This window comes from Desulfobulbus alkaliphilus, from assembly GCF_016918545.1.
Classification (GTDB): Bacteria; Desulfobacterota; Desulfobulbia; order Desulfobulbales; family Desulfobulbaceae; genus Desulfobulbus; species Desulfobulbus alkaliphilus.
The window spans coordinates 1-16,081 of the sequence record NZ_JAFFQC010000037.1; the positions used below are offsets into that span (position 1 = coordinate 1).

The 16,081-nt window shown below is 55.3% G+C and carries 18 protein-coding genes; 5 read left to right on the plus strand and 13 right to left on the minus strand.

What is annotated here, in order from left to right; translation table 11 throughout:
• The first annotated feature begins 261 nt into the window (after window positions 1-261).
• Together JWG43_RS15090 and JWG43_RS15095 are read left to right on the plus strand one after the other, a co-directional pair.
• Complete coding sequence (locus JWG43_RS15090) at window positions 262-648, plus strand: Hsp20/alpha crystallin family protein (protein WP_205243778.1); 387 nt, start codon at window positions 262-264, stop codon at window positions 646-648.
• A gap of 94 nt (window positions 649-742) precedes the next feature.
• Window positions 743-1,315, plus strand: a complete 573-nt coding sequence (locus JWG43_RS15095; RefSeq protein WP_205243779.1) for an Hsp20/alpha crystallin family protein — start codon at window positions 743-745, stop codon at window positions 1,313-1,315.
• Window positions 1,316-1,454: 139 nt separating this feature from the next.
• Here the strand turns inward: JWG43_RS15095 and JWG43_RS15100 are convergent, their stop codons facing one another.
• From JWG43_RS15100 to JWG43_RS15115, 4 genes are all read right to left on the minus strand, one after another.
• Window positions 1,455-2,240, minus strand: coding sequence for a diguanylate cyclase (locus JWG43_RS15100; RefSeq protein ID WP_205243780.1), 786 nt, complete (start codon window positions 2,238-2,240; stop codon window positions 1,455-1,457).
• A gap of 131 nt (window positions 2,241-2,371) precedes the next feature.
• Entirely contained in the window at window positions 2,372-2,797 is a 426-nt protein-coding gene (locus tag JWG43_RS15105; RefSeq protein ID WP_205243781.1) for a hydrogenase maturation protease, read from the minus strand.
• Window positions 2,794-4,299: a nickel-dependent hydrogenase large subunit gene (locus JWG43_RS15110; protein ID WP_205243782.1), complete on the minus strand. Its 1,506-nt coding sequence runs from the start codon at window positions 4,297-4,299 to the stop codon at window positions 2,794-2,796. The genes JWG43_RS15105 and JWG43_RS15110 overlap by 4 nt, the downstream gene beginning before the upstream one ends.
• 2 nt (window positions 4,300-4,301) lie before the next feature.
• Window positions 4,302-5,237, minus strand: coding sequence for an NADH-quinone oxidoreductase subunit B family protein (locus JWG43_RS15115; RefSeq protein WP_205243783.1), 936 nt, complete (start codon window positions 5,235-5,237; stop codon window positions 4,302-4,304).
• 571 nt (window positions 5,238-5,808) lie between these two features.
• Between JWG43_RS15115 and JWG43_RS15120 the strand changes: the two genes are divergently transcribed.
• A complete protein-coding gene (locus tag JWG43_RS15120; protein WP_205243784.1) occupies window positions 5,809-6,066 on the plus strand; it encodes an RNA-binding S4 domain-containing protein in 258 nt (85 codons plus the stop codon).
• A 159-nt stretch (window positions 6,067-6,225) separates the two neighbouring features.
• On the opposite strand, the gene JWG43_RS15125 is transcribed toward JWG43_RS15120, so the two are convergent.
• On the minus strand, window positions 6,226-7,116 hold the full coding sequence (locus JWG43_RS15125) for a phosphoribosylaminoimidazolesuccinocarboxamide synthase (RefSeq protein WP_205243804.1): 891 nt from the start codon (window positions 7,114-7,116) through the stop codon (window positions 6,226-6,228).
• A gap of 400 nt (window positions 7,117-7,516) precedes the next feature.
• On the opposite strand from JWG43_RS15125, the gene JWG43_RS15130 reads away from it, so the two are divergent.
• Together JWG43_RS15130 and JWG43_RS15135 are read left to right on the plus strand one after the other, a co-directional pair.
• Complete coding sequence (locus JWG43_RS15130) at window positions 7,517-7,975, plus strand: Hsp20/alpha crystallin family protein (protein ID WP_205243785.1); 459 nt, start codon at window positions 7,517-7,519, stop codon at window positions 7,973-7,975.
• Between the two features lie 11 nt (window positions 7,976-7,986).
• A complete protein-coding gene (locus tag JWG43_RS15135) occupies window positions 7,987-8,388 on the plus strand; it encodes an Hsp20/alpha crystallin family protein (protein ID WP_205243786.1) in 402 nt (133 codons plus the stop codon).
• A 172-nt stretch (window positions 8,389-8,560) separates the two neighbouring features.
• Here the strand turns inward: JWG43_RS15135 and JWG43_RS15140 are convergent, their stop codons facing one another.
• The 8 genes from JWG43_RS15140 to mqnE are packed head-to-tail and all read right to left on the minus strand — an operon-like array spanning window position 8,561 to window position 15,857.
• Window positions 8,561-9,400 (minus strand): DUF3108 domain-containing protein, encoded by an 840-nt coding sequence (locus tag JWG43_RS15140; RefSeq protein WP_205243787.1) that lies wholly within the window; start codon window positions 9,398-9,400, stop codon window positions 8,561-8,563.
• A gap of 1 nt (window position 9,401) precedes the next feature.
• Entirely contained in the window at window positions 9,402-10,259 is an 858-nt protein-coding gene (locus JWG43_RS15145; RefSeq protein WP_205243788.1) for a UbiA-like polyprenyltransferase, read from the minus strand.
• Window positions 10,260-10,261: 2 nt separating this feature from the next.
• A complete protein-coding gene (locus tag JWG43_RS15150; protein WP_205243789.1) occupies window positions 10,262-10,834 on the minus strand; it encodes a UbiX family flavin prenyltransferase in 573 nt (190 codons plus the stop codon).
• 40 nt (window positions 10,835-10,874) lie between these two features.
• Window positions 10,875-11,594 (minus strand): ubiquinone/menaquinone biosynthesis methyltransferase, encoded by a 720-nt coding sequence (locus tag JWG43_RS15155; RefSeq protein ID WP_205243790.1) that lies wholly within the window; start codon window positions 11,592-11,594, stop codon window positions 10,875-10,877.
• Window positions 11,595-11,635: 41 nt separating this feature from the next.
• The gene (locus JWG43_RS15160) at window positions 11,636-12,460 is read right to left on the minus strand and encodes a menaquinone biosynthetic enzyme MqnA/MqnD family protein (protein ID WP_205243791.1); all 825 of its coding nucleotides are present in this window, start codon (window positions 12,458-12,460) and stop codon (window positions 11,636-11,638) included.
• Between the two features lie 5 nt (window positions 12,461-12,465).
• Entirely contained in the window at window positions 12,466-13,698 is a 1,233-nt protein-coding gene (locus JWG43_RS15165; RefSeq protein ID WP_205243792.1) for an amidohydrolase family protein, read from the minus strand.
• Window positions 13,698-14,756, minus strand: coding sequence for a cyclic dehypoxanthinyl futalosine synthase (gene mqnC, locus JWG43_RS15170; RefSeq protein WP_205243793.1), 1,059 nt, complete (start codon window positions 14,754-14,756; stop codon window positions 13,698-13,700). The genes JWG43_RS15165 and mqnC overlap by 1 nt, the downstream gene beginning before the upstream one ends.
• A 6-nt stretch (window positions 14,757-14,762) precedes the next feature.
• A complete protein-coding gene (gene mqnE, locus JWG43_RS15175) occupies window positions 14,763-15,857 on the minus strand; it encodes an aminofutalosine synthase MqnE (protein WP_205243794.1) in 1,095 nt (364 codons plus the stop codon).
• Window positions 15,858-16,081 lie beyond the last annotated feature (224 nt).

The window sequence follows — 16,081 nt, forward strand, 5'->3', positions numbered from 1 at the left end:
AGGCGATGGCCTCGTCAATGAACTGAAGAGATAATGCGTCGAAACGTTCGAGGATGCTCTGCATGGCAGAAACACCTTGCCATGCTTAATCGCTGTTGTCCAGGATTATTTGTGGGTAGATGACAGAACCATGAAGGATGGTCTGCTCAAAATGACCATGCCTAAATCCGAAGCTGCTAAACCCAGGCAGATCAGTATCAGTTAAAGAGACCCAGAGGGTTGGATAGAGGATACAGCGGATATCAGTTAAAGGAGGAAACCATGAACGAGAACACGGAACTAACCACCAGAAATGAGGGAACAGGAGAACTCGTCCATCGCCTGCCGGTTGCCGCGCCTGCGGTGGATATTTATGAAAACGAACATGAAATACTCCTGCATGCTGATATGCCGGGGGTTCTCAAGGATGACATCGCCATCAATATTGATAACGGCAAAATGACCCTCTCGGGTTTCCGCCGCGTGCAGCAGATCGGTGCCTCGACCTGGAGAGAATTCACCGACATCGAATACCGTCGGACCTTTTCCGTGCCGCAGAGCATCGATATCGGCAAGGTACACGCAGAACTCAAAGATGGTGTCCTCCGGCTTCATCTCCCCAAGTCAGAAGCGGCCAAGCCCAGGCAGATTGAGATCACCACCGTTTGATCCTGGTGCTGTCAGCTGTATGTCAAACCAGTGGAATATTTCCTACTCCGGCGGCTGATCCCAAAGCCGCCGGGCTTTTCCAGGAGGAGAGAATATGGAACTGAAAAAACTGGCCCCATGGAACTGGTTTAAAAAAGAAGAGGAAATGTCCCATGCAGTCCCGGTCAAGCACGGGGACAGAGAGAAAGCACATCTTCCCGAGCATCAGTACCAACCAATGGTACGACTTCATCGGGACATTGATCAACTGTTCAATCATTTTTTCCGGGGTTTTGCTTCGTCGGGCGCGGACAGCACCTCGCCTTTTTCTTCTCTGACCCAATCTGTTCTCTTCAAGCCCCAGGTGGATCTGAGTGCGCCCGCACAGGAATATGTCTTGACTGTGGAAATTGCTGGAGTCAGTGAAAAAGATATCTCTGTGGATGTCAGCGGCGGCACCATGACCATTCAAGGTGAAAAAAAGCAGGAAAAAGAAGAAAAAGAAAAAGATTATTACCGAATTGAACGGCAGTACGGTGCTTTTCAGCGTGTGCTCTCACTCCCGGAAGATGTGGACCAGGAGAACATCAAGGCTGATTTCAAAAACGGCGTGCTTACCGTGACCATGCCCCGCAAAGCACTGCCGGCAGGTGAAGTGAAACAGATCGAGATTAATGCAGGGCCTTGACCGGATCCAGGCGAATGAAAAGTCAGCGGAAGATGTTGTACAGTCTATCCAGGGGGTGTAGCTGCGCGGTTCAACATGCTCCTCCAGGTCCCGGAAAATGCAGTTTTCCGTGCCTGGGCCCGGTGACCATTGAGTATTTTTATTCCCACGCATTATTGGAATCTGTCCCGGCAGCATGGTGCACCTTGGGGGCTGAATCGGCCATGCTTTCATCATAGACAACCACCCGGTCCCTGCCCTGCAGTTTCGCCTGATAGAGAGCCTGGTCAGCCCGCTGAATGAGTTCGGATGGCACTGTGTCCCGAGAGGGCACCATGGCCGCCACACCTTGACTGACGGTTAGAATCGTATCGATTTTTGAAGTGGCGTGCGGGATCCGCAGTTTTCTGATTCGCTGGCGGATCAGTTTTGCCACGTTGATGGCGGCCTCGATGCTGCAATCCGGCATGAGGCAGACAAACTCCTCGCCCCCGTACCTGGCTACGGAATCGGAAACACGCCGGGCCCCTCGCCGCAACTCCCTGGCCACCTGCTGCAGACATTGATCGCCGGCCAGGTGACCGTAATGGTCGTTGTACAGTTTGAAGTGATCGATATCAATCATGATGGCTGCCAGAGAACTGTTAGTCCGTTGGCAGCGACGCCATTCGCGATTGATCGTGTCTTCGTGATAACGGCGGTTGGCTATGCCGGTCAATCCGTCCAGGTTGGTCAGTTTTTTCAGTTCTTCATTGGCCCGTTCAAGGCTCTTGTTCACCTCCTCAACCTTGGCTATCTGCTCCACCACCAGTTGGGCTGTGATGGTTGCAGCCTCCCGGGAAACCAGCACCTCCTGATAAAGAAATCTGTAGGCCTCGCGCAGTTCTTCCCGGGTGAGGCGGAGAAAAGGTCTGCTGTTAGGGTCGTATTGGTCATATTTATGCATACACAAACCTGGAATCGTGAACGTTCTTCCGTACGTCCCGAAAGGCGGCGGGTGAAGGTAATTATCGAGGATTCCGCTGCAATATTATAACCTGAGTCCGGCAAAATAAAACCCGGACATGATCCCAGTTGTCACGTATTCAAGACAAAATCCAAAGCCAGCTCCGCAGCCTTTCGCACTGTCTGGGGCGACCCTGCTCCTTCAATACCGATAAGACAGACCACCGGCATTGGATCAAGGCCAAGATTCGGCAGGGAGTTGAGCAGATAAAGCAATCCACCGGAATGGGAATAGCCCTGTCGGCAAAAGGTGAGCATATCAGCCAGCTCCAGTCGCAGGACCGTATCCGGCGGACAGAAACCGACAACCCGGTCAACCAGAGCGATCCGGCTGCAGCCCTCGAACCAGGGGAGCAGATCCAGCCCGCCGAGGCCACCCTCAACCAGATCGATGTCCTTGTTCAGAGACCGGGAACGCAGCTCATCAAACACCAGCATACCCACGGCATCGGCGGAAAGCAGTCGGTTGCCCACGCAGATGATTCTTCCTTTTTTCATGTCCCGATACGCAGCCTCCCTAAAGACAAACCATTTTTTGAGACAGCATGGACCGAGCAGACCATGCACGGGTCGAAGCTGCGCACCACATGACCTACCTCCACCGGATCTTCAGGATTCTCCACCGGGGTGCCGAGCAGTGCCTGTTCGATTGGTCCGGGAACATCCCGGTCGTCACGGGGAGAAGCATTCCAGGTCGTGGGGGTGATGATCTGGTAATGATCGATATACCCACCGGAAAGTTGCACCCAATGGCCCAGCATTCCCCGCGGTGCCTGGATCAGGCCAACCCCTGTGCCGTCATCAGGCAAGGCCGTCGGACGATAAAAGGTCTTGCTGGTATCGATTCTTTCCAGCCATTTTTCCATGTTCAGCAGTATCCGCGCCGGACGCAACAGGCGGGCCAGTTCCCTGGTGAGAGCGGAAGCGCCTTGACTGGCGACTAGATCGGTGCACAAGGAGTCCCCCTCGATCAATGCTTCGGCCAGTGGCCCTGTCTCCGCCGGGCTACCGGCATATCGCGGTGCCTTGCACCAGGAATACTTGCTGTCAGCCGGTTGCTCGACCGGATGGGTTTCCGCAACCAGCGGATGACCGGTACAGATCCTTTCGTGATACCTGGCATGCTTGACCTGTTCAATGATGGCCTGTTGATCAAAAGGCGTAAGCACTCCGTCTTGTAGAAAACCACCTCCTGCTGTCTCCGGCTTCTGATACCTGATTCGATCCGGCGCCGTCAAATAGGCATCAGGACCGGCACCTAGGGAATCAAGCCCGAAGGCCCGTCCGCAGCGGAGGAAAAAACCCAGTTCACTGTTGTAATGGGCCTCTTTTTTTTCCAGCCAGTCATTGAACTGGTCACAGGTGCCTATGGCCATGACCTCTTCAATGGAACAACCAAGTATGCTCTGTTCATACCAGCGACGGAATTCACCCAAAAGCATTCCGCACTGGCGTAGATCCGCCTGGGTGGGCCTGGACGTGACGCCTCCCGGAACAATAAAAGCGGAATGGGGCCATTGGCCGCCGAGAATTGCTATAATTTGCGGGAGTTTTCTGGTAGCAAGAATGGTGGCGACCACAGCGCTGCCCCGGTAGGGCTGATACCGCTGCGCAGCCTCGGGATATAGGGCCTGGTCCTGGTATTTTTTCTTGGCCAGATCAGCGGTAAACATAAGAAACAGGTGGCGGAGATCACTCTGCAATTTTTCCGTGCTCAAGGCGAGGTTGCGAACCAGGCGACTGTTCACACTTACCGAGGAACCGGCCATATTTTCGAGGGCCATGGCGGCTGCCAGTAAATGGCTGATGCTGCAGATTCCACAGACCCTTGGGGTGATAACCAGTCCGTCCAGGGCACCTCGACCGGTCAGCATGGTTTCCACGCCCCGGAACATGGTGCCGATCACCTGGGCCTCGGTGACGATACCCTTGTGCACGGTCACCTTGACTTCAAGGTCACCTTCAACCCGGTTCAATGGCATACTGATGGTTTGCGCCATGGTCAGACCTTTGAGGTGCGTTTCACCAGTCGTTCCGGTGCGGCAGCGGCAGCCATGCCCTTGTAGGCCAGATAATGGGCCCGATCCACACCATCGGGTAATTCCAGGGGAATGTCTATGATGCTGGGGGTATGGAAAAAAGGATGCTCCTGGGGGAAGTCAGGATGAGTGCAGCCGAAACAAGGGGTCCCGGCATTGGTTTTTGAATTGCGATTATTCCAGAGGATCTTATTGCAGGGTGAATACGTTAAGGGACCACGACAACCCAGGTGAAAAAACATGCAACCAGGCCCGCCGAAATCGTCATCTTCAACCCGATATTCGTGATATTCGTTGCGGGTACAGCCTTGATGCACCAGGACCCCGAACCAGTCCTCCGGGGCTTGAAAAGCGTTGAGGGGTGGTGCGGTTTCTTCGCAGGCCGCATACAAAACGTCCTTGAGCACCGTCGGGTGGACCGGACAACCGGGAATATTAATGACCGGCCATCCCCGGGTTGAACGGAATTGCCGACCAAGCAGACCACCAGGTTGCTGATGATGAAACTGCAGACCCACGGCGTCGATTTCGCTCAGTTTGCCGATACCGCCAAAGCTGGCGCAGGTGCCGACAGCAAGGACTACGCCCGCTCGGGCTGCCAATTCTGTCAGGATGTCCGCTTTTGCCTCTCCTTTGAAGGTGTCAAAAGCGCCTGAACCCTCGGGGCCGGTGCTGACAAAACCTTCAACCAAGAGAAGATCGAGAGGCCGTCGGCCTCGGCGCAAATCGCTGATCAGATTCTGGTAATAAGCAGGTGAACCGTTGCTCAATGAAGGGTGCCAGAGCAGTTCCACCTGCAGTTCGTCCAAAAGTGCCGGCAGATGAGGAGATTCCATGCCAAGCAGACTCATGGTGTCACCACCACAGGCACCACATTGCATCCACAATGCTGTTAGCATAGGTTCTCTCCTTGCCCCATCGTTTGAGAATCTCCTGGATTGGTAAGCGTTCGTCCGTCAGTTTTGTTGTTCGTCACCGTTCGATTCAAGTACGCTTTGTCCAACGGGTACGGACAATAAGGTGGTGTGCGAATGGATGCTCCACAGGGCGGCGGGTGACGGTACAGAACTAGAAAAGCCGCCGCATGTATAATCATAATACAGCAAAATATATCCGAAACAAGTTTCCTGCCGCCACGGATGCAGGAATCTGATAAAAAAGTTGTCAGGCACCGGATTATGCCATCGTTTCCTGCACCAGGTGGCCGGTTGAAAAAAATCTTGTCAAAAAATAGTAGGGAATAGATTATGCAAATTGAGGTCCCTGTCAAGCAAACCGTACGAACGGAAACCCCGAAGGGCGGCGGGTGAAAGTTATTATCAAGGGTTCAGCTAAAATTTTAACATGATTACAGCAGAATAAAACACAAACAAGCGTCCAGCCGTCACGGATGCAGGGCAGGAAAATGAACTTCCTCTCCCGCGCCTGGCCACCATGGTTGCAAGCAAGACACAAACAGAACCGATACCCATGCATACACAAGAATACAGCGACAGCACCATCGTTGTCCTGAACACCGACTATATTGAACTGGACAAACTGCTGAAACGGGAAAATCTTGCAGCCAGTGGCGGTGAGGCGGGATATCTCATCGGCCAGGGACTGGTCCAGGTCAACGGTCTGGTTGAAACAAGAAAACGAAAGAAACTGAGAGCCGGCGATCAAGTCCTCTGCAACGGGGTTATGGTTGAGATTATCGCCCGTCCTGCCTCCGACCACTTGCTGTGACAGCGTGGGCACGATAATGCTGTGCCCACCCTACCGGCCTAAGAACTTAAAGATACAAGAGTTTGCTCACGCGGCACCGTATCGCCTGTTCCACCCTGCCGACCTCAAAACTGATCAACGGTCTCGGAACTGTTTGATGTATCAGGATCGAGAACAGGGTTAACGAATCAGTTTCTGTTCGGCCTCTTCGTACCGCATTTTTGTTTTGGCAAGGATATCCGCCGGCAATGGGGGCGGAGGCGGCTGCTTGTTCCAGTCGAGCGAGGCAAGATAATCACGGAGGAATTGCTTATCAAAGCTCGGCTGACCTGTACCGGGGGTGTACTGATCAAGAGGCCAGAACCGAGATGAATCCGGGGTGAGCACCTCGTCCACCAGCAGGAGTTGGTCGCCATCAAGTCCCATTTCAAACTTGGTGTCAGCAATGATGATCCCCTTGGAGCGAGCATAGTCCGCGGCCCGCTGATACAGTTCAATGCTGATGGCCGCCATCCGGTCAGCCAGTTCTCTGCCGACCAGTTCCCGCATCCGCTCGACGGAAATGTTCTCATCATGCGCCCCCTGCTCCGCTTTGGTGGAGGGCGTGAAAAGGGGTTCCGGGAAGCGATCGGACTCCCGCATCCCTTGCGTCAGTTGGAAACCGCACACGGTGGTGTCTTTTTTATAAGCACTCCAGAAGGATCCGGACAGATAGCCACGGACAATGCATTCGATCGGCACAACCCTGGTTCGCTTGACCCACATGGAGCGCCCCTCCAATTGCGAACGATACGGGTGACAGATTTCTGGAAAATCGTTCACATCGGCGCTGATCAGGTGATTGGGAACAATATCGCCGAGCAGACCGAACCAGAAAAGCGAAATCCGGGTCAGCACCTTGCCTTTGCCGGCAACAGGCTCGGCCATGACCACATCAAAGGCGGATATTCGATCGGTGGCCACCATTAGCAAGGTGTTTTCATGTCCGGGGATCTCATACATATCCCTGACCTTACCGCGGTGGATTAACTTCAGTTGCGGACAATTGGTGGTGAGCACTGCATCACTCATTTTTTTACTCCCTGCTGCATTATGGTTGAAAAAAGCAGTATACATCATCATGCTGTTTGCTGTACAGCAATGATGGCGTGCGGACGGATGCCCCGAAAGGCGACTGATGAAGGTTGTTATCAAGAATTCTGCTGTAATTAGAATGTGATTACAGCAAGATGCATCCAGAACCAGCTCCAGCCGTCACGGACCCAGGAAGATGCAAGAAGCAAACGTCCCAACCACGAACAGACCTCCTTGACAAGCAAGAGCGGCACCTTACTATATGCTTAAAACAATAGTATTTTTTCCCTGAATCCGTCAGCGTGATTCAGGGCCTGAGCAGCAAACCTTGCCATATTCCCCGGAACCAAAACGGAAAAGGTACGGTCCCCCCAAAAAAAACATGAAGAGGTGCAGAATGGCATTCATACGGTTTTCGGATCGTCCGACTTTCAGAAACCCCTGGGCCGAATTCGAGCGGATACGTCAAGGTCTTGACGAACTGTCCAAGACCTATGTCGAAAAAGGCAAGACCCCGGGTCCGGCCAATGTATTTCCAGCGCTCAACATCTATGAAGAGCCCGATCGACTGCTCATCACCGCCGAACTCCCCGGAGTCAAAACCACGGATCTGGATTTGTCCATCGAAGGAGAAACACTGACCATTCAAGGTCAGCGATCAGGCGGAGACAGTGAAACCGGTGCCTCGTATCATCGTCGCGAAATCCAATACGGCAGTTTCAGCAGAGCTGTCACCCTGCCGGTCAAAGTGGATACGGAGACCATCGCCGCAAAACTGACCAACGGCATCCTGACTGTCACTCTCTTGAAAGCTTCGGCAGTCACCCCCCGTCAGATCAAAGTCACTGCTGAATAGGAGCAGATATCATGAGTGAACAGGAGATGAAATTCCAGGAGAAAAAAACCGCGACCCCTGACGGCGAAGCCACCAAAAACCAACTGTATTTTGCACCGCACGTGGATATATTCGAAACGGAGCAGGAAGTGACCGTGGTAGCCGATATACCGGGGGTGGGCCCCGATGGGGTTGAACTTTCCCTTGAAAAAAATATACTTACCATCCAGGGTCGACGTTCGACCGCCGGCAAGCCTGTAGGACGCCTCATTCTCGAAGAGTACGAAATCGGTGACTATCTGCGGCGTTTTACAGTGACGGAAACCATTGATCAGGACAAGATCGAAGCGACCTTGGCCAATGGTGTCCTCAAGGTCTGTCTTCCCAAAGCCGTGCCGGCTCAGCCCAAAAAAATCGAGGTCAGGATCGGCTGAGCACATCGCTTTATGGTAGTGAGCTCACCAAACTGGATACGTTCGTCGGTGCATCCGCTTCGTTGTTCTTGACCGTTCGATTCTAGGACACCGGATCAGACGGGTACGGGCAATGAAGGTGGACAGGAATCCAGCCGTCACGGATGCAAGACGATGCCCCTGGAACCGGTGCTCACGGTGCCGGTTCCGGGGAGAGTATCGTACAGGCGGCGTTGCTGTAGTCAACCAGATCCGCTGTTAACGAACCGATCACGATGCGGGATTGGATGCTCACCGGTACCCGACAGGCATCATCGGTGAGCCAGAGCACAGTCGCACCGCTCTTGTCGTATAAGCCCCGGAACTGTAACCGTGGTTCGATCCTCAGCGTTTGCACCTCTCCAAACAGCGTTGATCGGGTTTCTGTCCCCAGTTTATTGACCAGGACCTCGTGGCTTTTTCTGTCGGCAAAGGTGGGGACAATCATTGCTTCCCCTTCCCTGAAAGTGAGCGCCCTGGTAATGATGAAGGCGGCAAATTCATTGTAGACCGGGCCCTCGACTTCAAACAATTCCGGTTTATTTTCATTTCTCTGATAGCGGACCTGGCCAAGTTCCTGGTCAAACCAGGTTGTCCGCCTGATCTCCCTGCCGCCGCGTCCTTCCCTTTGATGAACCTTGTAGAGATACGGCAGTTTCATCGGTCCGCGCACAAAGCAGTCGAAGGTGTCATCTACCGGGTAGATCAGGCGCAGTGGACCGTAATCCTTCACTTTGGCCGAGATTCGATAGGCCCCCTCCTCTTCGGATTCGGGATGAATGACCAGGTAAATATCCCCGATTTTGACCCCGCCACTCCAGCTGACACTGTAATGGAGGTATTCATACCCAGAGAAAATGATGGCAAGCACTTCCGGGTCCACCAGGGAAGGTTTGATTTCCCGCACCGGTTCAGCCGGCGAAGTTGCGGCAGAAACGGTTGCAGGAAACAGGAACAGAACGAGCAGGAACAGTTGAAGAAAGACATGTTTCATATCAGGATGCCGTTGCCAGGGCGAGCCAGGTCGCAAAAAAAAGGGCCAGAGCGATCAGGCCGTTCATGGAAAAAAAAGATTGACGGATACGGGACAGATCCTGAGGGGCAACGATGAGATGCTGGTAGACAAGAGCCAGTGCGGTGATACCGATGCCAAGATAATACCAGGCATTCAGCCCCGATAGGATCCCGGTCAGGGTGAACAGGAGAAAAGCCAGGATGTGAAAGGCCACCGCAATGCGGAAACCGTTTTTTCGGCCGAAGATGGCCGGCATTGAATAGAGGCCGGCCTGACGGTCGAAATCAGCATCCAGACAGGCATAGATGCAATCAAACCCGGCGACCCAGAAGAGCACGCCCAGAGACAGGACCCAGGGATAGCCCTCCAGAGTTGCGGCCACGGCCACCCACCCCCCCAGCGGAGAAAAGGCCAGGGCCACGCCGAGCACAACATGACAGAGCCAGGTGAAGCGTTTAGTCAGGGAATAAAAAAGCGTCAGTCCCAGGGCCAACGGAGCCAGCGCCAAGGCCAGCGGATTGAGCATATAACAGGCAAAAAAGAACAGCGCCGCCGCCAGCACCACCATCAACCAGGATTCGACCAGGGTCACTGTTCCGGCAGGCAGGGCCCGGTCAGCGGTGCGCGGATTGGCGGCATCAAAGCGGCGATCGACAATCCGGTTAAATCCCATGGCGCTGGTCCGGGCGCCCACCATGGCCAGCACCACCCAGAAAAACACACTCAAGCCGGGCACTCCCCCACCGGCGAGAAAAGCCCCCATCAGGGCAAAGGGCATGGCAAAGACCGTGTGCTTGAACTTGATCATTTCAAGGAGGGTTGAAATTTTCCGCCACATGATCAGACTCCCTGCCAGCGTTTGATTTCGGTGTCGGCCACGATAATCCCCAGGAGATCGCAGATGCGGGCGGCGAATGTCCGCGCAATTTCCTCCAGGTTTGCCGGGCGGTTATAAAAGGAAGGCATTGGCGGACAGACGATGGCTCCGGCATCGTGCACGGCCAGCATGTTCTGCAGATGCGTTCGATTCAATGGCGTCTCCCGGACAGCCAGAAGCAACGGCCGGCGCTCCTTCAAAGTGACATCAGCGCAGCGGTGAATGAGATTGCCGCTGAATCCGGCGGCAATCGCCGCCAGACTACCCATGGTACAGGGCAGGACCACCATGGCGTCGTAGGGAGCGGAACCCGAAGCCGGGGGTGCGGTGAAATCATCATGGGCAAACCATTGGGCGACATGCTCCACCTGGTGCTGCTCCAGACCAAGTTCAAAGCGCAGCACCTTGCTGCCCGCCTCGGAGAGGATGCCGTGTACCTCGATATTGCCGGCGGCCAGTAAGCGCAGCAAGGGTGGAACATAGAGCATACCAGTGGCACCGGTGATACCCAGGAGGATGCGTCGACAAGGTGTCATGTTTTTTTCTCGGTTATTCTTGGATCCATGAGCGTCAAGGTCATTGTTTGGTCCCCATATAGATAGATACAATACCAAACGTCAAGGGGATCCGAATTGCATCGGCAAAACCGGCCGCGCGCATCATGCGCAGCAATTCTTCCGGTTCATAAAAAGCGGCAATGGATGAGGCCAGATATTCGTAGGCTTCCTTGTCGCCGGATATGCGGCCGGCGATGGCCGGCAGAATCCGGTTCAGATAGAGATTATACAACGGCCGGACAAGCGGATTGGTCGGCCTGGAAAACTCGAGAATAAGCAGTTTCCCCGTGGGGCGGAGAATGCGGTGCATTTCCCGCAGTCCCACCTCGGTCCTGGACAGGTTGCGCACGCCAAAGGCCACGGTGCAACCCCAGAACGAAGCGCTGGGCGCCGGAATGACTTCCCCATCGCCGCAGACAGGGTAAATGCGGTCCCGTCGGTTGTCCGCCGGCAGTCTTCCAGCCCCGGCCCGCAGCATGTCCTCACAGAAGTCAACGGCCAGGACCCGGCGGTTGACCGCCTGCCGGGTCAATTCCAGCGACAGGGGCAAGGTACCGGCGCAGAGATCAAGCACCCAGCCATCGGGAAACCGACGAAGCAAGCGAGTTGTCCGCCATCGCCAGTAGCGGTCAATCTGCAGGGAGAGCAGCGAATTGAGCAGATCATACCGACCACTGATGGCAGAAAACTTTTCTTTGACAAAGTGTTTTTTTGCATCGCCCTCTTTACTGTTTTCCATGAAATTTCTGCGAGTTCAGACTGAAAAAGTTATAAAATACATTAATCGAAAAATTTCAGAGGCAACACCTCGGCAGGAGCTTCCCCTCTGTCGACGAGATACTGAAAAAAACGCTCCAGGGCAAGGATCTTCACCGGCGAGAGGTCATGTTCGATACCGCGCAGATACTGTGAACATGCCTCACAATCCATGGGGATGCGCCGCGCCACCCGATCGCAGATCTCGGCCATGCGCAGAGTGCCCTGCCGACGGCATTCGATGAGCATCTGCCGGATGGCCCGGGCGGTGTCCGGTTCCCGGGCGAGAAACGTTTCCTGAACCGCACACACGGAAAAAACAAAGGGCAGACCAGTGGCCTGATGCCATATTTCACCCAGGTCCAATTGCACCGGATACCGCCCATGAGTGCGCAACCGCAGGGCATCGTCCCCAATGGCCAGGACAGCGCTGATCCCCGTGGTCATTTCTTCGCTGCCATACACATCGCCAACGGTGTAGCGTGGTCGGACCCGGAAAAATTCTTCCAGGATAATTTTGACCAGGTACACGGAGGTATCCGATTGCCGGGTGAGCAGAACCGAGCAATTGTCCATGGCTTCGGGCTGCAGGATGGAAAAGAGAAACACGCTGCCCACCGGTCCGGTGGCGCTGATGGAAAGGTCGCTGAGAATCCTGTATCGTTCCGGTGCCGCGGCATAGGCATAGGATGAGACAAATCCCATGTCGATCTGATCGGCGGCCAGCAGCCTGTTCAAGAGACTGGGCTGCCCTTCAATGACCTGCCAGTCAGCAGGAAGCGTCTGCTCTTTCCAGACTTCATAAATGGGGGCGGTGTTAATATAGTTTACCATGCCGATACGTGCCATGATCTTTATCCTCGGAATGCAATACGGTCCGGTGACATCGCCGGTCCGGCGGTCACCAGATGGGTCATGATCCCTTTGGGATCCACAGGCGACGGGGGTGATGGCACAATGAGCAGATCAGCGGCCTTGCCGGCCTCCAGGGTGCCCAGCACTCGCCCCAGTCCCAGGGCTTCGGCACCACCCAGGGTGGCCATGGCAAAGATCTCTGCTGCCTCGATCTCCGGATGATCCTCGGCGAGAATGCTCATTTCCCGCCAGAGGGAGAGTTCCGGGTTACTGGCCAGACTGTCGGTGCCCAGGGCCGGCAGGATGCCATGGTCCAGATAGCGGGCTACCGGTGCCGTACCGACCCCGAGAAAGCGGTTGCTGCCGGAGCACAGGCAGACCTTGCTCCCCTCCCCCGCCATTATCCGCATTTCCTCTTCGGTAACATGAATGGCATGAACGCAGAGGGTCTGTTCATCCAGCAGGCCGAGATCGTAGAGATAATGGATGGATCCATCGCTTTGTCCCGAAACGAACGAATTGTCCCAGAATCCCCGCTGTCGGATAAAATCCACCAACTCGCCCCGCCCTTCCCGGATCATGTCCGCCTCGGCCGCTGGTTCCGCGGTGTGGATGGAAAAGACATGCTCCAGCGCCCTGGCCCGTTCCTTGAGACGCTGCAGCAACCGCGGATGAGTGGAGTACGGGGCGTGCCCGCAACAACGGACCTGCGGAGGTTCCAGCCCTAACCGGGTCAGATTCTTCTCCAGTGTCCATGCGGCCAGGCCAAGATACTCCTTGCAGGCCAGCAGATAGCCGGGAAACAGGTCGGCAAGTCGACCTCCCATGGAGGTGTTGCCGATGTCGCACAGGGCGGAGACACCGCTTTGGTATTGCCGATCCGCCACCAGCCGTGCCGCCTGCCAGGCAGGTTCACCATCGGCTCCCAGGATTTCGCGCAGCTGCAGCAGGCGACTGATCCAATCAGTAAAGCGGTCTGTCATCGCTGTAGCGGTCAGCGCGGCCAGGTGCGACAGCTCGAGATGGGTATGACCATTCACCAGGGCCGGAGTGAGGATGCTCCCGGGGTACATCCGTACCTCGGCCTGAGGATACAATTGCTGTAAACGTGGCAGGACGTCGACGGCAACGATCCGGCCATCACCAACAGCAACACCGCCCTCGGCAATAATCGGAGAGCAGACCGGCACCACCCAGGGAGCGGCATGAATACAGGTCGGGACAGGGGTCATCAGACAGGAGTGTAGTCCATCAACCGCTGTTGCGGCTGAAAACCGGCATCCAGCACCAGATGTCTGATTTCTTCCTCGGACAGACGAAAACGGACTCCGGCGGCGGCCACCACGTTTTCCTCGATCATGGTCGAGCCAAAATCATTGGCGCCGAAGAACAGGGAGAGTTGGGCGATTTTCGGCCCCTGGGTCACCCAGGATGCCTGGATACTGGAAAAATTATCAAGAAAAATACGGCTGAGGGCCAGTATGCGCAGATAGGTAACGGCCGTGGCCTTGTCGATGCTGCGCACCGCGGCCAGCGGGGTATGATCGGGCTGAAAGGGCCAGGGGATGAACGCGGTGAAGCCCTTGGTTCGATCCTGCAGGTCCCGCAGGCGCTGCAGGTGTTCCAGCCGTTCCTCGCCGGTTTCAATGTGACCGAACATCATGGTTGCCGTGGTACGCAATCCCAGACCATGGGCCGTTTCCATAACCTCGATCCATTGGTCGGCACTGCATTTGTTCGGCGCCAGTTCCCGGCGGACCCGGTCACTGAGGATTTCCGCTCCCCCACCGGGAATCGAATCGAGCCCGGCGGCGATCAGGCGCTGCAGCACCTCCGATATCGACAAGCCGGAGAGCAGGGAAAAATGATGAATTTCCGGCGGTGAAAAACCGTGGATATGAATCCCGGTGGCATTGATGAAGCGGAGCATTTCTTCATAAAATTCAAGCTGTCTATCCGGGTGTAGCCCGCCCTGGAGCAGGATCTGGGTGCCGCCGAGGGCCTTGGTTTCCGCTATCTTGACTGCCAGCTCATCGCGGGAGAGTTCCTGACCCTCCTTATCCTCGGGCGCCTTGAAAAAGGCGCAGAATTTACAGGCGGAGGTGCAGATATCGGTATAATTGATGTTGCGGTCAATAACGTAGGTGACCACCGGCTCGGGATGCAGCCGCCGCCGCACCGTGTGGGCGAGAAAGCCCAGCTGGTGCAGATTGGCATCCCGTTCAAGCTCGAGATACTCGTTGCCCTCGATCCGTTCTCCGGCCTCGATTTTTTCGATAATGCCTTGCATTGCTGGTTAATACGTCGTCAGAACCGTGTAGAGCGTGTCCCGCTGCACCGGTTGCCGGCCGGCCTCCCGGATCAGCCTGATCAGGGTCTTGTGGCCCATAGCCTGTGCGGTTTCCGCGCCGGCCATGTGGGTGATCTTCTCTTCCTTGACCGTGCCGTCCATGTCATCGGCACCAAAGGCCAGGGCGACTTGCGCCAGTTTGGGGCCGATCATCACCCAATAGGCTTTTATGTGGGGAAAATTGTCAAGCATCAGGCGGCTGACCGCGATATTTTTGAGATCACTGATACCGGTGGTGTCCGCGTGCTGGGCCATTTCAGTGTTCCTGGGATGAAAAGCCAGGGGGATAAAAGCAAGAAAACCGTCGGTTTCATCCTGGGTGCGCCGTAGTGCATCCAGATGTTCGAGACGCTCTTCCATGGTCTCGATATGCCCGTAGAGCATGGTGGCATTGGTCCGCATCCCCAGCCGATGGGCGGTTCGGGCGACATCGAGCCATCCCTCACCGGACAGCTTATCCTTGCAGGTCAACTGGCGGATGCGAGGGCTGAACACCTCGGCACCGCCGCCGGGCAGCGATCCCAGCCCGGCATCGACCAGGGCTTCCAGGGTCCGGTCCACCGGTAGGCCGGCGAGCTGGGCGAGATGATGAATCTCGACACAGGTAAAGGCCTGAATGTGGACCTCGGGCCGCACGTCCTTGATGCCGCGGAGCAACTCCAGATAATAGGAAAAAGGAAGATCAGGGTGAATCCCCCCTACCATGTGGATTTCGCTGATCGGCTCATCAAGGCGCTCGCGCACCTTGGCCTGTACCTCTGCAACACTCATCTCATAGGCAAGCTCATCTTCCTTTTTTCTGCCAAAGGCGCAGAATTTACAGAGATTGGTGCAGATGTTGGAGTAATTGATGTGCTGATTATAGATGAAAAAGGCCTGGTTGCCGTTGATGCGCTCGCGAACGATATTGGCAAGATAACCCAGGGCCAGAATGTCGGGGTGGTTATACAGTATTATGCCGTCTTCCAGGCTCAGCCGCTCTTCACCACGGACCTTTTCCAGAATATGCCCAAGCCCTGCCCGTTCGATGTATGCATCCATACCTTTTCCAGCGTTCCAATAGAAAAATATTCAAAAAAAGAGGCCCCTTCAATAAAGGGGCCTTTCTCTCTCCATGGACAATTCAGCTCTTGTAAGCGGTCAGAGGCACCCCATCTTTGCACAGACGCAACTGCCGGCATAGAAGGGCTATAGCGGTCAATTGCGTCTGCACAATACTGGAGCACCTCTGACCGCTTACGATACAGGAGCGTGATAAACCATAC